The sequence below is a fragment of the Leifsonia virtsii genome, from assembly GCF_030433675.1.
Lineage (GTDB): Bacteria > Actinomycetota > Actinomycetes > Actinomycetales > Microbacteriaceae > Leifsonia > Leifsonia virtsii.
The window spans coordinates 325,509-342,824 of sequence record NZ_JAROCB010000003.1 but is presented as its reverse complement, the minus strand read 5'-3'; the positions used below and the strand labels follow the sequence as shown (position 1 = coordinate 342,824).

The following is a 17,316-nucleotide window of genomic DNA, read 5'->3' as shown; positions in this document are numbered from 1 at the left end:
AACTGGGGCACCATGCAGAGCGTCGCCGAATCCCTCGAACGTCTCGGCGGCCTTGCACGGACGCCGGCGGTCGCCCGACTTGCCGAGGCCTTCCAGGCCGCCGGGCATGAGCTCGCCCTCGTCGGAGGGCCGGTGCGGGATGCGCTCCTCGGCCGCTCCGTTCACGACCTCGACTTCACGACGGACGCCCGTCCCGACGACATCCTGCGCATCGTCGCGCCGATCGCTGACGCGCACTGGGACATCGGCCGGCAGTTCGGCACCATCGGCGCGCGGTTCGGCGACGACACGGTCGAGATCACGACGTACCGCAGCGACAGCTACGACGGCACGACGCGCAAGCCGGAGGTGGAGTTCGGCGACACCCTCGAGGGCGACCTGCTGCGCCGCGACTTCACCGTCAACGCGCTCGCCCTGCGCCTTCCCGAGGTGCGGCTCGTCGACCCGTCGGGCGGCGTCGAGCACCTCATCGCGGGCGTCATCACCACGCCGAGCACCCCGCAGGTCTCATTCGGCGACGACCCGCTCCGGATGATGAGGGCGGCGCGGTTCGCCGCTCAGCTGGGATTCGCGGTCGACCAGGAGACGCGGGACGCCATGGCGGCGATGGCCGGCCGCATCGAGATCGTGAGCGCCGAGCGCGTGCGCGACGAGCTGACGAAGCTGCTCCTCGCCGACGAGCCGCGGCCCGGCATCGAGCTCCTGGTGGACTCGGGGCTCGCCGAGCACGTGATCCCCGAGATCCCGGCGCTGCGGCTCGAGGCCGACGAGCACCACCACCACAAGGACGTCTACCAGCACAGCCTCACGGTGCTCGATCAGGCGATCGGGTACGAGAAGGAGCGTCACCCCGGCGAGGCCCCCGATCTCGTGCTGCGGCTCGCGGCCATCCTGCACGACATCGGCAAGCCGGCGACGCGCCGGTTCGAGCCGGGCGGGGCGGTCAGCTTCTACCACCACGACGTCGTCGGGGCGAAGCTGGCCAAGAAGCGGCTGACCGCCCTGCGGTTCGACAAGGCCACGATCGACGCGGTCGCGCGCCTGATCGAGCTGCACCTCCGCTTCTTCGGCTACGCGGACGCGCACTGGACCGACTCCGCCGTGCGCCGGTACGTGCGCGATGCGGGTCCCGAGCTGGAGCGCCTGCACATGCTGACCCGCGCCGACGTCACGACCCGCAACCGGCGGAAGGCCGACCGTCTGGCGTTCGCCTACGACGACCTCGAGACACGCATCCGCGAGCTCAAGGAGCAGGAGGAGCTGCATGCCGTGCGGCCCGACCTCGACGGCGAGCAGGTCATGCGCGTGCTCGGCATCAGGCCGGGACGCGAGGTGGGCCAGGCGATGAAGTTCCTGCTCGAGCTGCGGCTCGACGAGGGGCCGCTCGGCGAGGAGGAGGCCACCCGGCGGCTGCTGGAGTGGTGGGAGCAGCGCTGACGGTCCCTCCGGCGATGTGCACACAGGTCGTCGCATCGACGGATTCTCCACAGATCCGGACGCAGGGCACCGGCGAGGCGCCTCCCCCGGGAGAGTGGTGGCATGACCGAGATCACCGCCGGCTGGCGTCCCGTAGCAGCATCCGTTACCCTTGATAAGTTGCCCGGGCGCCATGCTGCCCGTGGCACGTCTATGACACCCTCCTGCTGCAGACCGTCTGCAGCCGCTGAGACCAGAGGAGGTGGGTTAGTCATGCATCAGTACGAGTTGATGGTCATCCTCGATCCCGAGATCGATGAGCGCACCGTGGCTCCGAGCCTTGACAAGTTCCTCAACGTCGTTCGCAACGACGGCGGAACGATCGACAACGTCGACATCTGGGGACGTCGTCGCCTGGCCTACGAGATCAACAAGAAGTCCGAGGGCATCTACGCCGTCGTGCAGCTCACCGCCGAGGGCGACACCACCAAGGAGCTCGACCGCCAGCTGAAGCTCAGCGAGGCCGTCATGCGCACCAAGGTCCTCCGCGCCGAAGAGGCCATCGCCCAGGTCGCGGCCGCTCAGAAGCGCGCCGACGAGAAGGCCGCCCGCAAGGCCGCCACCTCCGAGAAGGCCGGCGCCTAGTCCCATGGCCGGCGAGACCGTCATCACCGTGGTGGGAAACCTCACGGCCGACCCCGAGCTGCGTTACACGCAGAACGGGCTGGCAGTCGCCAACTTCACCATCGCGTCCACTCCCCGCACGTTCGACCGTCAGGCGAACGAGTGGAAGGACGGTGAGGCTCTGTTCCTCCGCGCCAGCGTGTGGCGCGAGTTCGCCGAGCACGTCGCCGGTTCGCTGACCAAGGGGTCGCGCGTTATCGCGCAGGGCCGCCTGAAGCAGCGCTCCTACGAGACGAAGGAAGGCGAGAAGCGCACCAGCATCGAGCTCGAGATCGACGAGATCGGCCCGTCGCTGCGCTACGCCACCGCTCAGGTCACCCGCACCCAGTCCTCCGGTGGAGGACGCGGCCAGGGCGGCTTCGGCGGCGGTGCGCCTGCCGTCGAGGAGCCGTGGGCGGCTTCTGCTCCCGCGGATCCGTCCGCCGGTGCGGATGTCTGGAACACCCCGGGCTCCTACAACGACGAGACCCCCTTCTAACGAGACTCGCCTCTCGCACGAGGGGCACACATCATCAGCCCGACGGACGTGATCCGGACGGGCGGAAAGCAAAGGAAACCATGGCTGGAAAGTCGAGCGGCGACCGCCGCAAGCCGATCCGCAAGGGCAAGGACGGCAAGAACGCCGCTCCCGCGAAGTCCGTTCGCGTCGGCGTCATCGATTACAAGGACGTCGCAACCCTGCGGAAGTTCATCTCGGAGCGTGGAAAGATCCGCGCCCGCCGGATCACCGGTGTCTCCGTCCAGGAGCAGCGCCTCATCGCCCGCGCGGTCAAGAACGCGCGCGAGATGGCGCTCCTCCCCTACGCCGGCTCTGGCCGCTAAGGAGCAACGACATGTCGAAGGTTATTCTCACGCACGAGGTCACCGGCCTCGGCTCTGCCGGTGACGTCGTCGACGTCAAGAACGGCTACGCGCGCAACTACCTCGTCCCCCAGGGCTTCGCGATCGCGTGGAGCCGTGGCGGTGAGAAGCAGGTCGAGCAGATCAAGGCGGCCCGCGCCGCCCGCGAGCTCCACACCGTCGAGCAGGCGCAGGACCTCAAGGCCAAGCTCGAGGCGACCAAGGTCAAGCTGACCGTGAAGGCGGGCCGCGAGGGCCGTCTGTTCGGTTCGGTGAAGACCGGCGATGTCGCCGACGCCGTCAAGGCGGCGGGCATCGGCGAGCTCGACAAGCGCAAGATCGAGCTCCCCAACCCCATCAAGGTGGTCGGCGACCACGAGGCCACCGTGCGTCTGCACGACGACCTCTCCGCCATCATCACCTTGCAGGTGGTCGCGGCCAAGTAGGCGCGAAACAAACGAAAGTGTAGCGGCGGGCATCGGCCCGCCGCTACACCTCGTTAAGGGACTTTTCCCCTCATTTGTGCACAGGTCGTCACCGATGACGACCAACGTTGAACACAGGCTTCAAAGAAGTTTTTACACACAGCCTGGGGAAAGAGAAAATCCTGTTCAGGCGCATAATATTCTCCTGACATTCCTTTCTCTCCACAGGTTTCCACACATCTTCTACACACACTCCACGGCGTTTCGCGCAGATTCTCCACATCGTTATCCACAGGCCGAGTTGTGAGCGGGGGTGACCCCTCCATAGGGTGGAGCGACGTCGACGGACACGCTGCCGCTCAGCGCGGCGATGTCGGAGGTCGCCCCGACAATCGGACCAGGAGGATCCCACCGCGCAGGGCGCGGAACGATCACTCCAGGTGGCTTCGCCGTGCCCGGGTCCACCTGATCCGTACGACCGCGAGCAGTGAGGAGAGAACGTGTCGATCGCCCATATCGGTCTCGCCGACGGTCGTGATGCGGGCGACGCCCGTTCACCGGAGCGCACCCCTCCGCACGACCTGCTCGCCGAGCAGAGCGCGCTCGGCGGCATGCTGCTCAGCAAGGACGCCGTCGCCGATGTGGTCGAGGTCATCCGGGGCACGGACTTCTACATCCCGAAGCACGAGATCATCTACGACGCGATCCTGTCGCTCTACTCGCACGGCGAGCCGACCGACGTCATCACGGTCACGGACGAGCTGACCAAGATCGGCGAGCTCTCCCGCGCGGGTGGCGCAGAGTACCTGCACACCCTCACGAGCCTCGTCCCGACCGCCGCCAACGCCGGCTACTACGCCAACATCGTGGGCGAGAAGGCGCTGCTCCGCCGCCTCGTCGAGGCCGGAACGCGCATCACGCAGATGGGCTACAAGGCCGAGGGCGAGGTGCTCGACCTGGTGAACAACGCGCAGGCCGAGATCTACTCCGTCACCGGCACGCAGGAGACCGAGGACTACGTCCCGCTCACCGAGGCCGTGACTGTCGCGATCGACGAGATCGAGGCTGCGAAGCACAAGGACGGCTCGATGACCGGCGTCCCGACCGGTTTCGCCGAGCTGGACGAGCTGACCAACGGCCTGCACCCCGGCCAGATGGTCATCGTCGCGGCGCGACCCGCCCTCGGAAAGTCGACCCTCGCGCTCGACTTCGCCCGCGCGGCCGCCATCAAGCACGACATGCCGACCATCTTCTTCTCCCTCGAGATGGGCCGCAGCGAGATCGCCATGCGCCTGCTCTCGGCCGAGGCGACCGTCCCGCTCCAGAACATGCGCAAGGGAACGGTCGACAATCGCGACTGGACCACGATCGCCTCCACGCGCGGCCGCATCAACGACGCCCCGCTGTACATCGACGACAGCCCCAACATGACCCTGGTGGAGATCCGCGCCAAGTGCCGCCGCCTCAAGCAGCGCGTCGGCCTCAAGATGGTCATCATCGACTACCTGCAGCTGATGACGAGCGGCAAACGCGTCGAGAGCCGCCAGCAGGAGGTCAGCGAGTTCTCCCGCGCCCTGAAGCTGCTCGCCAAGGAGCTCCAGGTCCCGGTCATCGCCCTCTCCCAGCTGAACCGTGGCCCGGAGCAGCGAGCCGACAAGCTCCCCGCCCTGAGCGACCTCCGCGAGTCCGGCTCGATCGAGCAGGACGCCGACGTCGTCATCCTCCTCCACCGCGAGTCCGCCTACGAGAAGGACAACCCCCGCGCCGGCGAGGCCGACCTCATCGTCGCCAAGCACCGAAACGGCCCCACCCGAACGGTCACCGTCGCCTTCCAGGGCATGTACTCCCGCTTCGCGGACATGGCGCCGATCTGATCCGGGTCACGAGGGCCGGCGCTTGGCGCGCCCGAGCGACGACGACGTGCGCTAAAGCCGCCGTACCTCGTCCACGGCGGCACGCACCAGGGCCGTGAGGTCGAGCGAGGGGTCCGCGTACCACTGCGCGCCGGCGCGCTGGAACGCCGCGGCCCCGACCTGCGCGGCCAGGCGGGCGGTCGGCTCCGGGATGCCGCGCGCCGTCAGCGACTCGACGATCGCGTCGGCGAGGGCCGCGGTCTTGGCGTGAGCCCTCTCCTGGAGGGCCGGCGTCGCGTCGATGAGTTCGGCTCGACGGAGCGCGACCCGGCGCCCGGCGACGAACAGGGGCACAGCGGCGAGGTAGGACCCCATCACGAGGTCGAGGGGCGACGTCTGCGGCGGAGCGGCGGCAATGGCGCCGGTCATGGTGTCGCGCAGCTCGGACTCGCCGCCGAAGAGCACCTCGCGCTTGTCGGCGAAATGCCGGAAGTAGGTGCGCTCGGTGACGCCGGCCCGTGCGGCGATCTGCGCGGTGGTGGTCGCGTCGAAGCCCTGCTCGCTGTAGAGCTCGAGCGCCGCCTCGCGCAGGCGGCGGCGCGCCTCGTCGCCGTTTCTCGGCATCCTGACCCCTTCGTAGTGACAGTCACTGACTTAACGTGGTAGCGTCAGCGACTGTCACTACGATACCGAGGAGAAGCACATGGCCGCCACCCGATCCCGAACCGTCCGCTTTCAGGAGTACGGCGAGCCGTCAGACGTGCTCCGCGAGGAGTGGACCGAGATCCCCGATCCCGGCGAGGGTCAGGTCCGCATCCGCGTCGCCGCGGTGGGATTGAACCCGGCCGACTGGGAGGTGTGCCGCGGCTTCCAGGCCGGCCGGCTGCCGCGCGGGATCGGCTTCGACGTCGCCGGGACCGTGGACTCCGTCGGCGAGGGCGTCGAGGGCATCGCTCCGGGCGACCGCGTCCTCGGAACCGCGGATGTCACCGGCCAGGCGAGCGGCGGACTCGCGGATGCGGCGATCCTGCGCGAGTGGTTCCCCCTCCCCGACGGGCTCGACGAAGCGCACGCCGCCACCCTCCCGATGGTCGTCAAGACCGCCGTCTGGACGCTCGACGCGATGGGGGTGGAGAGCGGCTCGACCCTGCTGGTCCACGGCGCAGGAGGCATGGTCGGCTTCGCAGCGGTGCAGGTGGCGCTCCGGCGCGGCGCCCGCGTCATCGCCACCGCAGGCCCGAGCCTCGCCCCTCAGCTGGAGGAGTTCGGCGCTCTGGTCACTCCGTACGGAGAGGGGATGCCTGCCCGCGTGCGCGCGCTCGCCGGCGGCGATGTCGACCTCGTCCTCGACACCCCGCGCCCGAGCCCCGGGACCATGGCCGACCTCATCGCGCTCGCCGGGGGTGTGCCCTCCCGCGTCGTGACCATCAGCAACCACGACGAGGCCCGTGAGCTCGGTGCTCGCGTCAACCTCGACCTGCTCCTCTCCTCCGGCGCCTTCCCGGACGCCGGCGTCGTGGCGGAGTACGCGGAGCTCGCCGCGAAGGGCGGGTTCCGGCTCCCCATCGCCGCGACCTTCCCCTTCGGCGGATGGCGCGAGGCGATGGAGGCGAGCGTCGCGGGTGCGCCGCACGGCAAGCTCGTGGTCCTCCCGCAGGGGGATGCGTCGAGCCTCGATCAGGTGTCGTAGCCGACCACCGTCACCTCATGCTGACCGAGTTCGCCTGATCGTTCATCGAGCCGAGGCTCGCGGCGTTAACGGCGTAGCCGTACGAGGCGCCGCTGTAATTGGTGCCCTGCCAGAGCTTCGTGCTGCAGCCCGAGAAGCTCTTGAACGAGCTCACCCTGCCAGACCAGCCGACGTTGCCGAGCGGGCCGAAGTTCCAGGTCGTGCTGCCGTTGCAGGCGCTGGAGTTGGTGATCTGGAAGAACGAGCCGCCGTAGTTGGCGTCGTCGTAGAGCTGGCTCTGGATGAACGTCGCCTGCACGCCCGCCGCCGCGAACGTGGCGGCCGCCACCGCTCCCTCGGCGCCGGCCGGTTCGACGACGCGCAGGTGGGCCTCTTCGAGGACGGCCTCGTTGAGGTCCTCCCCGGCGTCGACGCAGACCAGCGTTCTCGTGCCGATGTCGTACGAGCACGACTGCGCGGGCGCCGAGGTCTGTTCCGCGGTGGCGGCGTTCGCCGTGCCGCCGACGGAGACGAGGCCGATCGAGAGCGCCGCGATGGCGACTCCGGATGCCAGAAGGCGGCGCGCGCGTGCAGAGATTCTGATTGCCATTCCACTTCTCCCCCGGGGTGAATCGTGCCGGCTTGGTGCCCGGCACGGTCAGTCTGTCGGCGCACCGCCACGGTCGCAAGAGCAGAGATTTCGATCGGGTTGAGAGGATTCGGCGGGGAGGCACATTTCTTAGGTATGAGCGACACGGCCGAGGCGAACTCGACGAGGGGGGAGGTGTCGCGTTCCGAACCATCGGACCGCGACCTCCTGCTCGACCTCGTCGACGGCCGGCGCGGCGCGCTCGGCACGCTCTACGACCGGCACAGCCGTGTCGTCTACGCCTACATCGCGGCGAGCCTCGACGCCCGCGAGGACATCGAGGAGATCAGCCAGGACGTCTTCGTCACCCTCTGGAGGAAACGGGCGACGATCGTCGTCGCGGGCGAATCCGTCCTGCCCTGGCTGCTCGTCACCAGCCGGAACCTGATCGCGAACAGGCGGCGCGCCATCCAGGCCGCCCAGAACCGACGAGCCGGCGACGCCCTGGATGAGACCCATCCGGACTCACGTCCGGGCCCGGACGAGATCGCCGAGCGGAATCAGCTGCTCGCCTACGTCGAGACCGTGGCCGCGGCCCTGCCGGAGCCCGATCGGACCGTGTTCGAGCTCTGCATCCGCGGCGACCACAGCTACGACGAAGCCGCCGCTCAGGCCGGCATCACCCCGGCGGCCGTCCGCAACAGGCTCTCGCGCCTGCGGACACGGCTCCGCAACGAACTTCACACCCTCAGGGGGAAGCCATGACCGACCACGACCTCCTGCCCACCGACGAACACTTCGACCAGCTCAAGCTCCGCGTCCTCGACACCATCGCGACCGTCGAGCGGCGCAGGACGCGGAAGCACCGCCTCATCGCCATGGGCATCGCGGGCACCCTCGCGCTCGGCACGACCGCCGGGGCGATCGCGATCGCCCGTGCCCCCCAGGGGCAGATCAACTACCTGATGGACTGCTACGCCAGCGCCGACGTCGACTCCCGCCACGCCACGTCCGCCTACCTGCCCGGCGACCAGAGCTCGAAGACGCCGACGCCGCTGAAGGAGCGCATCGAGCTCGCCGAGGACATGTGCGCGGCGACCTGGCGCATCGGCAGCTTCTCGCCGGGCGGTTCCACGAACGACCGGGAGTTCCCGGTCCCCGACCTGCAGACCTGCCAGCTGCCGGACGGGCGACTGGGTGTGTTCCCCTCCGAATTGGCCGCGAGCGAGCTCTGCACGCGACTCGGCCTGACAAGCCCGCACGAATGAACAAGGGGATTCTCATTGTGCGGTCTAGGGGCGGTGCCCGCCGCGTAATCGCCGGGGGGCGGCGGCGGGCACCTTCCGACCCGAGGCAATCAGAACCGGACCGGCTGCCACCGAGTGGGGCATCCACTGAGCAAGGAAGAGGATCAGAATGAGCACGATCGACCCGGCGGCCCTCGAGCTGCCGCCCACCCAGCCCATCGACATCACGGCACTGATCACCGGCGCGCTGGCCGAATCCGGGCGCTGACATGTTCGAGATCACCGGGATCACGGTGTCGAGCACGCCTCCGAGCCTCGGCACGATCACGAAGTACTACTTCGAGGGCCGCGCGGGCGAGCCGAGCCAGTGGGTGGTGAAGGCCGACGCCGTCACGTACGTGGGGGCCAACCCGGGCTCGGTGTACGTGAGCGGTGGGGGTGCGACCGCGCTTGTGGAGGTGGTCGAGGCGGACCCGCCCTACCTTCGCACCGTGGGAGATGAAACGCCGGGCGACAACCTGCTCGCGCTGCCCGTCTCCTAGCGAGCGGAGTGGCTCACGCGTCCAGGCCGATGAACCGGCGGAACGCCTCCACTCCGGTGACCTCGATGGGCTCGCCGCGCACGAAGTCCTCCGGAGTCAGGCGCAGGCGCTGGTTGACGGCCGGCTCGCCGCGGCGGGCGAGGCGCGCGGTTCCGTCCGGGCGGTAGCCGACCTTTCTGCTGACCGCGAGGGATGCCGGGTTGTCCGTGAACGCGCCGGACGTGATCTCCTCCGCGTCGAGGTGGTCGAAGAGGAACGCGCAGATGGCCTGCCGCGACCTCGTTCCGATGCCTCGACCGTGGAAGCGGCGGCCGAGCCACGAGCCGGTCTCGCCGGTGCGGGTGACGAGGTAGTCGTGCGTGCTCACCCCCTGCGAACCGACGAGCGTCCCCTCGAACTCGACGGCGAACTCCAGCGTCCACGACTCCGGCGACCACCGTGAGCGTGTTCCCCAGTGGTACTGCGCAAACTGCGCGGGCAGTTTGTCGGCCGGCGCGTCGGTCCATGGGAAGTAGAAGGGCATGAGCGCCGGGTCGTGCACGCCGGCCAGCACGACCTCGATCAGGGCGGGCACGACGTCGTCGGTGATCGGGCGGAGCACCAGCGGGCCGGCCTCGATCCGGAGCCCGAAGGGCGGGAAGGCGGTGGTCAGGTCCATGCGATTCAGTCTGTCGTACGCCGGCCTTGGGCATCCGGCGGGATGGGCGACAGGATGGGGGCACGACGAATCGAGGGGGTATTCGTGTACTCATCCGAACCCATGCCCGGGAATCCGTGGCCGCACGACATGATGATCACGATCGAGGACGACCTGCAGCAGGTGCTCGAGCTGCTGTGGATCCGTGAGGCGTGGGTGCTCGAGCCGGAGGGTCCCGACCTTCCCCCACTGCTCGTCGACACCCCGGCCCCGCTCGACGCGTCGGTTCGCGCCGCCGCTCCCGTCGAGGCATGGCGGGAGGCATGGCCCCGAGTCTGGGGCGCGGTCCTGGCGCATGCGGGGAACATCCGCGACGCCGACATTCTCGAGCGGCTGCAGCAGTCGGCGGATCGGTCCGATGAGCGCGCCCAGCTCCTGCTCGAGCTGATCGGCCCGTCGTGGCAGGACGCGCTCGGAGCTGCGGCCGGCCCCGACGACCTGCAGCAGTGGATGCACGCCCAGTTCGAACGGCGCGTGTCCCGCCGCCACCCGGTCAGGTTGGAGGAGCGGCCGGAGCGGGCGGCACTCGACGCCCTCATCCCGGCGTGGCACTGCGGCCTGACGAAGGTCGCCGAGATCCCGTGCGCCGGCACCTACACGCGACGCATCGGAGAGCACACGCTGATCGTCACCGCCGGGACCCGCGCCGACACGGCGCGCTACGCCGAGGCGCTCGCGCCCTTCTGCTGAGACGGGCGCTTCACCGTCGTCCGCGAGATCATCCTCCCGAACGACGCCCAGCGTCGCCGGGAGGAGTTGAATGGAGGCATGTTGGGCATCCTTCTTCCGGTGCTGCAGGGCGCAGGCAGCGTGGCGCTCTCCCTTGTCGCGTTCGCGCTCGCCTTCACCTGGCCGTCCCTCACGCAGCCGATCCTGCGACTGCGGACCGACGGCGCCCGCGCGCTCGGGTTCGCCGGGCTGGTCCTCGTCCTGGCGCTCGCCGCGGGGCTCCTCTATGCGACGCCGGGTGTGCTCCTGCGCGATTCGCTGAGTATCCTGCTCTCCGCGCCCGTCGTGCTGCTCTGGCTGATCGGTGTCGTCGCACTCATCGTGCGCGGCCTCGTGCTCCACGGCGCGGCGCGCGCGATCTCGTTCGCCTTCGCGGTCGCCAGCGCCGCCGGCGTGATCGCGGGCATCGTGTCGGTCGCGCTGACCCAGCACGGGATGCCCGACACGGTCACCCCGACCGGAGCCTTCCTGCTCGCGCTCGCCGCCCTTGCCGCGTTCGTCTTCTGGGCGCGCGCGGAGGAGCCGGAGCCGCGTCCCTCGGCCGTCTGACCGTCAGCCCGCCGAGGCCGCCTCGGCTGTGGACGGCAAAGCGCGACCCCCGCGCCAGCGGCGCGACACCCACACCACGCCGTAACCGGCGGCCAGGATGACGACCGCGATCAGCACGACGTAGAACGCCACCGACAGATAACCGTTGGGGCTGGTCGCCGGGTTCAGAAACGGATACGGATACCAGGGCTGCTTGCCCGACACGGGGTCGGCGGCGATCGGGGCGCGCAACAGCGTGTACACGGCCCAGACGATCGGGAACGCGGCGATGCCCCACACGGTCCGCAGGCGCAGCGGCGTGCGCCCGGGCGCGAACAGCCAGTCGATCAGCAGGTAGGCGGGCGCGATCACGTGCAGCACCTCGTTCGACCAGGCCACGGTCGTGCCCTGCGGGAGGGGGATGTTGCGCAGCAGCAGGTTGTAGACGACCCCGGTCGTCACCAGATAGGTGACCGCGGCTGCACGCAGCGCCGTGAACCAGTTCGGGTCGTCACCGCTCCGCACGACGAGCAGCACCGCGCCGATCGCCAGCACGACGAGGCCGAGCACGTTCGAGTCGATCGTGAAGAAGCTGAAGAAGTTCACCAGCAGCCCGGCGACGCTCCCGCCGCCCGCGCTCGTGTACTGGATGCTGCGCGCCAGCTGCGCGACGACGGCGGCCACCATGAGCACGACGACAAGGGCCCGAACTACCGCGAAGGCGATCCGCATGACGCGATCGTAGCCATCTGCGGGGGCCAGGATGCGGCGAACGCGCAGGAATGCGACGACTAGACTGGACGCCGAATCCCGTATTTGAAAGAGGGCCTACGTGGCTACCGCCGTCCCCGCCCAGCGTCCGAGCCTCCACGCGCACAGCCGGTACTGGGTCGTCCCCGCCGTCCGCGCCGTGCTGGCGCTCGCCGCCGGCGCCGTCATCACCTTCACCCGGGACGCGCACACGCCCGCCTTCGGCCTGATCGTGTTCGGCGTCTTCGCGGTGCTCGACGGGCTCGTCACCGGGATCCTGAGCGGCATGCTGGCCGGACGCCGCATCACGCGCACGCTGTTCGCGGTGCAGGGCGGAATCGGCGTCCTCGCCGGCGTCCTCGCGCTCGCGCTCTCCGGCGCGGGCCTCGGCCTCTACCTCTACCTCGTCACGGTGTGGGCCGCTCTCACCGGCATGCTGGAGCTCTACAACGGCGTCCGGGAGCGCGGTCGGGATGCGGCGGCGCGCGACTGGCTGATCACCGGTGCCATCACCGCCGTGCTCGCCCTCGCCCTGCTCTTCTCCCCCGCCGACGCCGTCCTGGTGATCGGCCTCTTCGGCGCGTGGGCGGTCATCGTCGGCGTGTTCCAGGCGATCGGCGCGGCCACGCTGCGGAGCGCCGCGCGCGGGCATTCCGACGGCCCGCACGGAGCGGAGAGCGCATCGTGACCTCCCGCGACAGGAAAGACCCCCGAGTGACCCAGAACCTCCAGCCCAGCCGCCGCGACCGGTTCCTCCCCGTCGAGCTGCTCGCCATCTCCGGCGGTCTCGCGGTCTTCGTCGGGCTCATCGTGCTCGTCGCGACCCGCGAGTTCATCCTCGCCGCGGTCGGCCTCGGCGTCACGTTCATCGTCGCCGTGGTGCTGCTGGCCCTCTTCGCCCTGGCGTTCAAGCCGACCGAGGCCGAGGTGGAGGACATTCACGAGCAGGACGCTGAGGCGCGCGCCAAGGCGGCGCGGGAGCGCGCCGAAGGGGACGACCGGGCGCGCGGTCACTGAGCGGCCCGCCCTCCACGGCTCAGAGGTAGTCGACGAGCTCCGACGCCAGGCCGATGTAGCCGGCGGGCGTGAGCGCGAGCAGGCGGTTCTTCGCCGCCTGGCCGATCTCGAGGCCGTTGACGAACTCCGTCAGCGTCGCGTGGTCCACGCGCTTGCCGCGGGTCAGCTCCTTGAGCAGCGCGTAGGGGTCGGAGATGGTGGACCGGCCGGCGGTCACCTCTGCGCGGATCACCGTCTGGATCGCCTCCGCGAGCACCTCCCAGTTGGCGTCGAGGTCGTCGGCGAGCGCCTGCCGGTCGATGGCGATCTGTCCCAGACCGCGCTGGACGTTGTCCAGCGCCAGCAGCGAGTGCCCGAGGCCGACCCCGATGTTGCGCTGCGTGGTCGAGTCGGTCAGGTCGCGCTGCAGGCGGCTGGTGACGAGGGTGGCGGCGAGCGAGTCGAGCACGGCGCTCGACAGCTCGAGGTTGGCCTCCGCGTTCTCGAACCGGATCGGGTTCACCTTGTGCGGCATGGTCGACGAGCCGGTCGCCCCGGGCTCCGGGACCTGGCGGAAGTAGCCCAGGGAGATGTACGTCCAGATGTCGGTGCACAGGTTGTGCAGGATGCGGTTGGCGTGCGAGATGCGCGAGTACAGCTCGGCCTGCCAGTCGTGCGACTCGATCTGCGTGGTCAGCGGGTTCCAGTCGAGCCCGAGGCTCTCCACGAACTCCCGCGAGATCCGGGGCCAGTCGGCGTCGGGGTCGGCCACGAGGTGCGCCGCGAACGTTCCGGTCGCGCCGCTGAACTTGCCCAGGTGGACGCCGCCCTCGATCTGCTCGCGCACCCGCTCCAGGCGGTGCACGAACACGGCGAGCTCCTTGCCCATGGTGGTCGGCGTCGCCGGCTGCCCGTGCGTGCGGGCGAGCATCGCGTCGTCGCGGTACTGCTTCGCCTGAGCGCGCAGCTCGGCGATGACGGCGCGGAAGGCAGGCAGCCACGACTCGCGCACCGCGGCGCTGACGGTCAGCGCGTAGGAGAGGTTGTTGATGTCCTCACTCGTCGCCGCGAAGTGCGTCAACTCGGCGATGTGGTCGAGGCCGAGCGCGTGCAGCCGCTCGCGCACCAGATACTCGACAGCCTTCACGTCGTGCCTGGTGGTCGCCTCGAGCTCGGCGAGCCGGTCGATCTCCGGCTGGCCGAAGTCGTCGGCCAGCGCCCTGAGCGCCTGCTTCTGCTCGGCGGTCAGCGGCGACGAGCCGAACATCCTGTGCTCGGTCAGGTAGATCAGCCACTCGACCTCGACCTGCACGCGCGCACGGTTGAGACCCGCCTCGGAGAGATGGTCGCCGAGCCCGACGACGGCGGACCGGTAGCGGCCGTCGAGCGGGCTGAGCGGCTGGGGAGGCAGGGCGGTCATGGTGCTCCTCGCGGGATCAAGCGGCGGGTACCCCCCTATTCTCCCGCACCCGCGCGGTGGCCGCTGACGTCAGCCTCGGCGGGCGGGCCGGAAGATCAGCCCGAGCAGCCAGGCGATGATGCCGAGCACGAGCGCGCCGAGCACGCCCGCCCAGAACCCGTCGATGTGCAGCCCGAAGCCGATCGCGTCGCTGATCCACGACACGATGAACAGCAGGAAGGCGTTGACGAGCAGGGAGATGAGGCCGAGCGTCAGGATGTAGAGCGGGATCGCGACGATCCGGATGACGGTGCCGATGACGGCGTTGACCACGCCGAAGATCAGGGCGATGAGGAGGTACGTCAGCACTGTCGCGACGGTGCCGGACGCGTACGGGTGCACGGTCACGCCGCTGACGATCAGCGTCGTGAGCCAGAGGGCGAGGGCGTTGATGATCAGCCTGAGCAGGAATCGCATGGCCTCATCCTCCCAGGGCTGCGCGATCCGGACCAGGGGCGGCGTTATCCACAGGGTTGACGGAATTCCCCTGCCGGAATGCGGGCGCGGCTAAGTTGGGTCTGTGAGTTCCGAAGACACGCTCGGCGTCAAGCTGCGCCCCGAGATCGTCGCGGTCCCCGCCTACCGGCAGGGGCGCCCGGCGCCGGCGGACGGCTTCAAGCTGTCGAGCAACGAGAACCCCTATCCGCCCCTCCCCTCGGTGGTGGAGGCCGTGGCCGCGACCCTCGGCGACCTCAACCGCTACCCCAACGCGGGCGGCGCCGACCTGCGCGAGCGGCTGGCCGAGCGTCACGGCGTCACCGTCGGCGAGGTCCACCTCGGCAGCGGCTCCGTCGCGTTGCTCTCGCAGTTCATCTCCGCAGCGGCGGGGACGGGCGACGAGGTCGTGTACCCGTGGCGCTCCTTCGAGGCCTACCCCGGGCTGGTCACCGTCGCCGGTGCCACCAGCGTGCAGGTGCCCAACCGGGCCGACGGCGGCCACGACCTGGATGCGATGGCCGATGCCATCACCGAGCGCACGCGCGTCGTCGTGGTGTGCACACCGAACAACCCGACCGGCACGATCGTCACGGCGGCAGAGTTCGAGGCGTTCATGGCGCGGGTGCCGTCCGACCTGCTCGTGCTGCTCGACGAGGCCTACTACGAGTTCGTGACCGACGACGCCGCGGTCGACGGCATCCCGCTGCTCTCGCGCTACCCCAACCTGGTCGTACTCCGCACGTTCTCCAAGGCGTACGGCCTCGCGGCGCTCCGCATCGGCTATGCGGTCGGTCCGCATGCGGTGCTCGACGCGGCCCGCTCGGCCGCGGTCCCGCTCTCTGTCACCGATGCCGCGCGGGTCGCCGCGCTCGCCTCGATCGAGGCCGAGGAGGAGCTGATGGAGCGTGTCGCCCGCATCGCGATGGTGCGCGACCGGCTCCGGGATGCGCTGCTCGAGCAGGGCTGGGCGGTGCCCGAGGCGCAGGGCAACTTCGTCTGGCTGGCCACGGGCGAGCAGACGGCGGAGGCCAACGACGCGTTCTTCGACGCCGGGCTCACGGTGCGCGCGTTCCCGCCGGAGGGCATCCGGATCAGTGTGGGCGAGGAGGAATCTGTGGAGAAACTCCTGCAGGTCACGGGTGATCTTGTGCGGAACCTACCAAATGACCACCCGGGCAAGCGGTTAGGTTAGTACGGTGGTTGCGACGAACGATATCCCGCGCCCGGCGAACACGGTCCAGCTGCTGACGGCCGACGGCCGGTTCCAGCCGAGCGAGACCTCCGCCGAGTACCTCCCCTATCTGGAGAGGCTCGACGAGAACGACTACCGACGCTTCTACCGTGACATGGTGCGCGTGCGCGCCCTCGATCACGAGGCGGCCAACCTCCAGCGCCAGGGCCAGCTCGGCCTCTGGGTGCCGAGCGTCGGCCAGGAGGGCGCCCAGGTCGGATCCGCCCACGCCGCGAAGCCGCAGGACCACCTGTTCCCGTCGTACCGTGAGCACGTCGTCGGAATGGTGCGGGGCATCGACCCCATCGGCATCATCGGCCTGCTGCGCGGGACCACGCACGGCGGCTGGGATCCGACCGATCCCGCCGTCGGCAACTTCCACCTGTACACACTCGTCATCGGATCGCAGTCGCTGCACGCGACGGGCTACGCGCTGGGCATGAAGCTCGACGGCAAGGTGGGCACGGGCGACCCGACCGTCGACGAGGCGGCGATCGTCTACTTCGGCGACGGGGCGACGAGCCAGGGCGACGTGAACGAGGCGTACGTCTTCGCCGCGAGCTACCAGACCCCGCAGGTCTTCTTCCTGCAGAACAACCACTGGGCCATCTCCGTGCCGGTGTCGACGCAGTCGCGCACTCCTCTTTATCTGCGCTCGAGCGGTTTCGGCATCCCGGGCGTGCAGATCGACGGCAACGACGTCCTCGCCGCCTACGCGGTGACGGCGAAGCACCTCGACGACGCCCGCAGCGGCGAGGGCCCGAGCATGATCGAGGCCCTGACGTACAGGATGGGCGCCCACACCTCCAGCGACGACCCCAGCAAGTACCGTACCGACGAGGAGCTCGCCTACTGGGCCGACCGCGACCCGATCGTGCGCTTCCGCACCTTCCTGGAGCAGCAGGGCGTCGGCCAGGCGTTCTTCGACAGCGCAGACGAAGAGGCGGCCGACCTGGCCGCCGACATCCGACGCCGCACCCTCGAGCTGCCGCCACCGTCCGTCGCCTCGATGTTCGACCACGTCTACAGTGAGCCGCATCCCGTGACGGAGGAGCAGCGACGCTGGCTCGAGGGCTACGAGGCGTCGTTCGGAGGTGAAGCATGAGCGATGTGAGAAGCGAGGCCGAGTACGTGGAGGCCGAACTGGTCGACGGGCGTCCCGAGGAGGGCGACGCGGCCGCCGGCGATGCGTCGTTCGACAGCGCATCCCTCGACACCCAGGC

The 17,316-nt window shown here is 69.6% G+C and carries 22 protein-coding genes; 16 read left to right on the top strand and 6 right to left on the bottom strand.

All coding sequences use genetic code 11. From position 1 onward, the window contains the following. The first annotated feature begins 12 nt into the window (after nucleotides 1-12). The 6 genes from P5G59_RS12580 to dnaB all read left to right on the top strand — a co-directional run bounded on the left by P5G59_RS12580 (nucleotide 13) and on the right by dnaB (nucleotide 5,239). Nucleotides 13-1,437 carry a CCA tRNA nucleotidyltransferase gene (locus P5G59_RS12580; RefSeq protein ID WP_301219336.1) on the top strand — a complete coding sequence of 475 codons (1,425 nt, stop codon included), beginning with the start codon at nucleotides 13-15 and terminating at the stop codon, nucleotides 1,435-1,437. Between the two features lie 252 nt (nucleotides 1,438-1,689). Beyond that, nucleotides 1,690-2,061, top strand: a complete 372-nt coding sequence (gene rpsF, locus P5G59_RS12575) for a 30S ribosomal protein S6 (RefSeq protein WP_018189014.1) — start codon at nucleotides 1,690-1,692, stop codon at nucleotides 2,059-2,061. Between the two features lie 4 nt (nucleotides 2,062-2,065). Continuing rightward, a complete protein-coding gene (locus P5G59_RS12570) occupies nucleotides 2,066-2,578 on the top strand; it encodes a single-stranded DNA-binding protein (RefSeq protein ID WP_175337157.1) in 513 nt (170 codons plus the stop codon). A gap of 80 nt (nucleotides 2,579-2,658) precedes the next feature. Next, complete coding sequence (gene rpsR, locus P5G59_RS12565) at nucleotides 2,659-2,922, top strand: 30S ribosomal protein S18 (RefSeq protein WP_018189012.1); 264 nt, start codon at nucleotides 2,659-2,661, stop codon at nucleotides 2,920-2,922. A gap of 11 nt (nucleotides 2,923-2,933) precedes the next feature. Beyond that, nucleotides 2,934-3,386 (top strand): 50S ribosomal protein L9, encoded by a 453-nt coding sequence (gene rplI, locus P5G59_RS12560; RefSeq protein ID WP_301219335.1) that lies wholly within the window; start codon nucleotides 2,934-2,936, stop codon nucleotides 3,384-3,386. 479 nt (nucleotides 3,387-3,865) lie between these two features. Further along, the gene (dnaB, locus tag P5G59_RS12555; protein WP_301219334.1) at nucleotides 3,866-5,239 is read left to right on the top strand and encodes a replicative DNA helicase; all 1,374 of its coding nucleotides are present in this window, start codon (nucleotides 3,866-3,868) and stop codon (nucleotides 5,237-5,239) included. 51 nt (nucleotides 5,240-5,290) lie between these two features. On the opposite strand, the gene P5G59_RS12550 is transcribed toward dnaB, so the two are convergent. Further along, nucleotides 5,291-5,842 carry a TetR/AcrR family transcriptional regulator gene (locus P5G59_RS12550; RefSeq protein ID WP_301219333.1) on the bottom strand — a complete coding sequence of 184 codons (552 nt, stop codon included), beginning with the start codon at nucleotides 5,840-5,842 and terminating at the stop codon, nucleotides 5,291-5,293. A 79-nt stretch (nucleotides 5,843-5,921) separates the two neighbouring features. On the opposite strand from P5G59_RS12550, the gene P5G59_RS12545 reads away from it, so the two are divergent. Then, the gene (locus tag P5G59_RS12545) at nucleotides 5,922-6,908 is read left to right on the top strand and encodes an NADP-dependent oxidoreductase (protein ID WP_301219332.1); all 987 of its coding nucleotides are present in this window, start codon (nucleotides 5,922-5,924) and stop codon (nucleotides 6,906-6,908) included. A gap of 10 nt (nucleotides 6,909-6,918) precedes the next feature. Here P5G59_RS12545 and P5G59_RS12540 read toward each other — a convergent pair whose 3' ends face one another. Next, nucleotides 6,919-7,497 (bottom strand): hypothetical protein, encoded by a 579-nt coding sequence (locus P5G59_RS12540; RefSeq protein ID WP_301219331.1) that lies wholly within the window; start codon nucleotides 7,495-7,497, stop codon nucleotides 6,919-6,921. Between the two features lie 135 nt (nucleotides 7,498-7,632). Between P5G59_RS12540 and P5G59_RS12535 the strand changes: the two genes are divergently transcribed. From P5G59_RS12535 to P5G59_RS12525, 3 genes are all read left to right on the top strand, one after another. After that, nucleotides 7,633-8,241 carry an RNA polymerase sigma factor gene (locus P5G59_RS12535; protein WP_301219330.1) on the top strand — a complete coding sequence of 203 codons (609 nt, stop codon included), beginning with the start codon at nucleotides 7,633-7,635 and terminating at the stop codon, nucleotides 8,239-8,241. Further along, nucleotides 8,238-8,744: a hypothetical protein gene (locus P5G59_RS12530; protein ID WP_301219329.1), complete on the top strand. Its 507-nt coding sequence runs from the start codon at nucleotides 8,238-8,240 to the stop codon at nucleotides 8,742-8,744. The genes P5G59_RS12535 and P5G59_RS12530 overlap by 4 nt, the downstream gene beginning before the upstream one ends. Nucleotides 8,745-8,992: 248 nt before the next feature. After that, nucleotides 8,993-9,265: a DUF3892 domain-containing protein gene (locus tag P5G59_RS12525; protein ID WP_301219328.1), complete on the top strand. Its 273-nt coding sequence runs from the start codon at nucleotides 8,993-8,995 to the stop codon at nucleotides 9,263-9,265. Nucleotides 9,266-9,278: 13 nt separating this feature from the next. Here the strand turns inward: P5G59_RS12525 and P5G59_RS12520 are convergent, their stop codons facing one another. Continuing rightward, nucleotides 9,279-9,923 carry a GNAT family N-acetyltransferase gene (locus P5G59_RS12520; protein ID WP_301219327.1) on the bottom strand — a complete coding sequence of 215 codons (645 nt, stop codon included), beginning with the start codon at nucleotides 9,921-9,923 and terminating at the stop codon, nucleotides 9,279-9,281. 102 nt (nucleotides 9,924-10,025) lie between these two features. Between P5G59_RS12520 and P5G59_RS12515 the strand changes: the two genes are divergently transcribed. Continuing rightward, complete coding sequence (locus P5G59_RS12515; protein WP_301219326.1) at nucleotides 10,026-10,652, top strand: hypothetical protein; 627 nt, start codon at nucleotides 10,026-10,028, stop codon at nucleotides 10,650-10,652. Nucleotides 10,653-10,730: 78 nt separating this feature from the next. Then, on the top strand, nucleotides 10,731-11,240 hold the full coding sequence (locus tag P5G59_RS12510; protein WP_301219325.1) for a hypothetical protein: 510 nt from the start codon (nucleotides 10,731-10,733) through the stop codon (nucleotides 11,238-11,240). Nucleotides 11,241-11,243: 3 nt separating this feature from the next. Here the strand turns inward: P5G59_RS12510 and P5G59_RS12505 are convergent, their stop codons facing one another. After that, a complete protein-coding gene (locus tag P5G59_RS12505) occupies nucleotides 11,244-11,951 on the bottom strand; it encodes a Pr6Pr family membrane protein (RefSeq protein WP_301219324.1) in 708 nt (235 codons plus the stop codon). A gap of 100 nt (nucleotides 11,952-12,051) precedes the next feature. On the opposite strand from P5G59_RS12505, the gene P5G59_RS12500 reads away from it, so the two are divergent. Beyond that, complete coding sequence (locus P5G59_RS12500; RefSeq protein WP_301219323.1) at nucleotides 12,052-12,657, top strand: HdeD family acid-resistance protein; 606 nt, start codon at nucleotides 12,052-12,054, stop codon at nucleotides 12,655-12,657. A 26-nt stretch (nucleotides 12,658-12,683) separates the two neighbouring features. Next, entirely contained in the window at nucleotides 12,684-12,986 is a 303-nt protein-coding gene (locus P5G59_RS12495; protein WP_301219322.1) for a hypothetical protein, read from the top strand. Between the two features lie 19 nt (nucleotides 12,987-13,005). On the opposite strand, the gene purB is transcribed toward P5G59_RS12495, so the two are convergent. After that, entirely contained in the window at nucleotides 13,006-14,385 is a 1,380-nt protein-coding gene (gene purB, locus P5G59_RS12490) for an adenylosuccinate lyase (RefSeq protein ID WP_301219321.1), read from the bottom strand. Between the two features lie 69 nt (nucleotides 14,386-14,454). Then, nucleotides 14,455-14,841, bottom strand: a complete 387-nt coding sequence (locus P5G59_RS12485) for a phage holin family protein (RefSeq protein ID WP_301219320.1) — start codon at nucleotides 14,839-14,841, stop codon at nucleotides 14,455-14,457. Between the two features lie 103 nt (nucleotides 14,842-14,944). On the opposite strand from P5G59_RS12485, the gene P5G59_RS12480 reads away from it, so the two are divergent. Both P5G59_RS12480 and pdhA read left to right on the top strand, forming a co-directional pair. Next, nucleotides 14,945-16,054 carry a pyridoxal phosphate-dependent aminotransferase gene (locus P5G59_RS12480; protein ID WP_301219319.1) on the top strand — a complete coding sequence of 370 codons (1,110 nt, stop codon included), beginning with the start codon at nucleotides 14,945-14,947 and terminating at the stop codon, nucleotides 16,052-16,054. 4 nt (nucleotides 16,055-16,058) lie between these two features. Next, complete coding sequence (gene pdhA / locus P5G59_RS12475; RefSeq protein ID WP_301219318.1) at nucleotides 16,059-17,198, top strand: pyruvate dehydrogenase (acetyl-transferring) E1 component subunit alpha; 1,140 nt, start codon at nucleotides 16,059-16,061, stop codon at nucleotides 17,196-17,198. The last annotated feature ends 118 nt before the right edge of the window (nucleotides 17,199-17,316 follow it).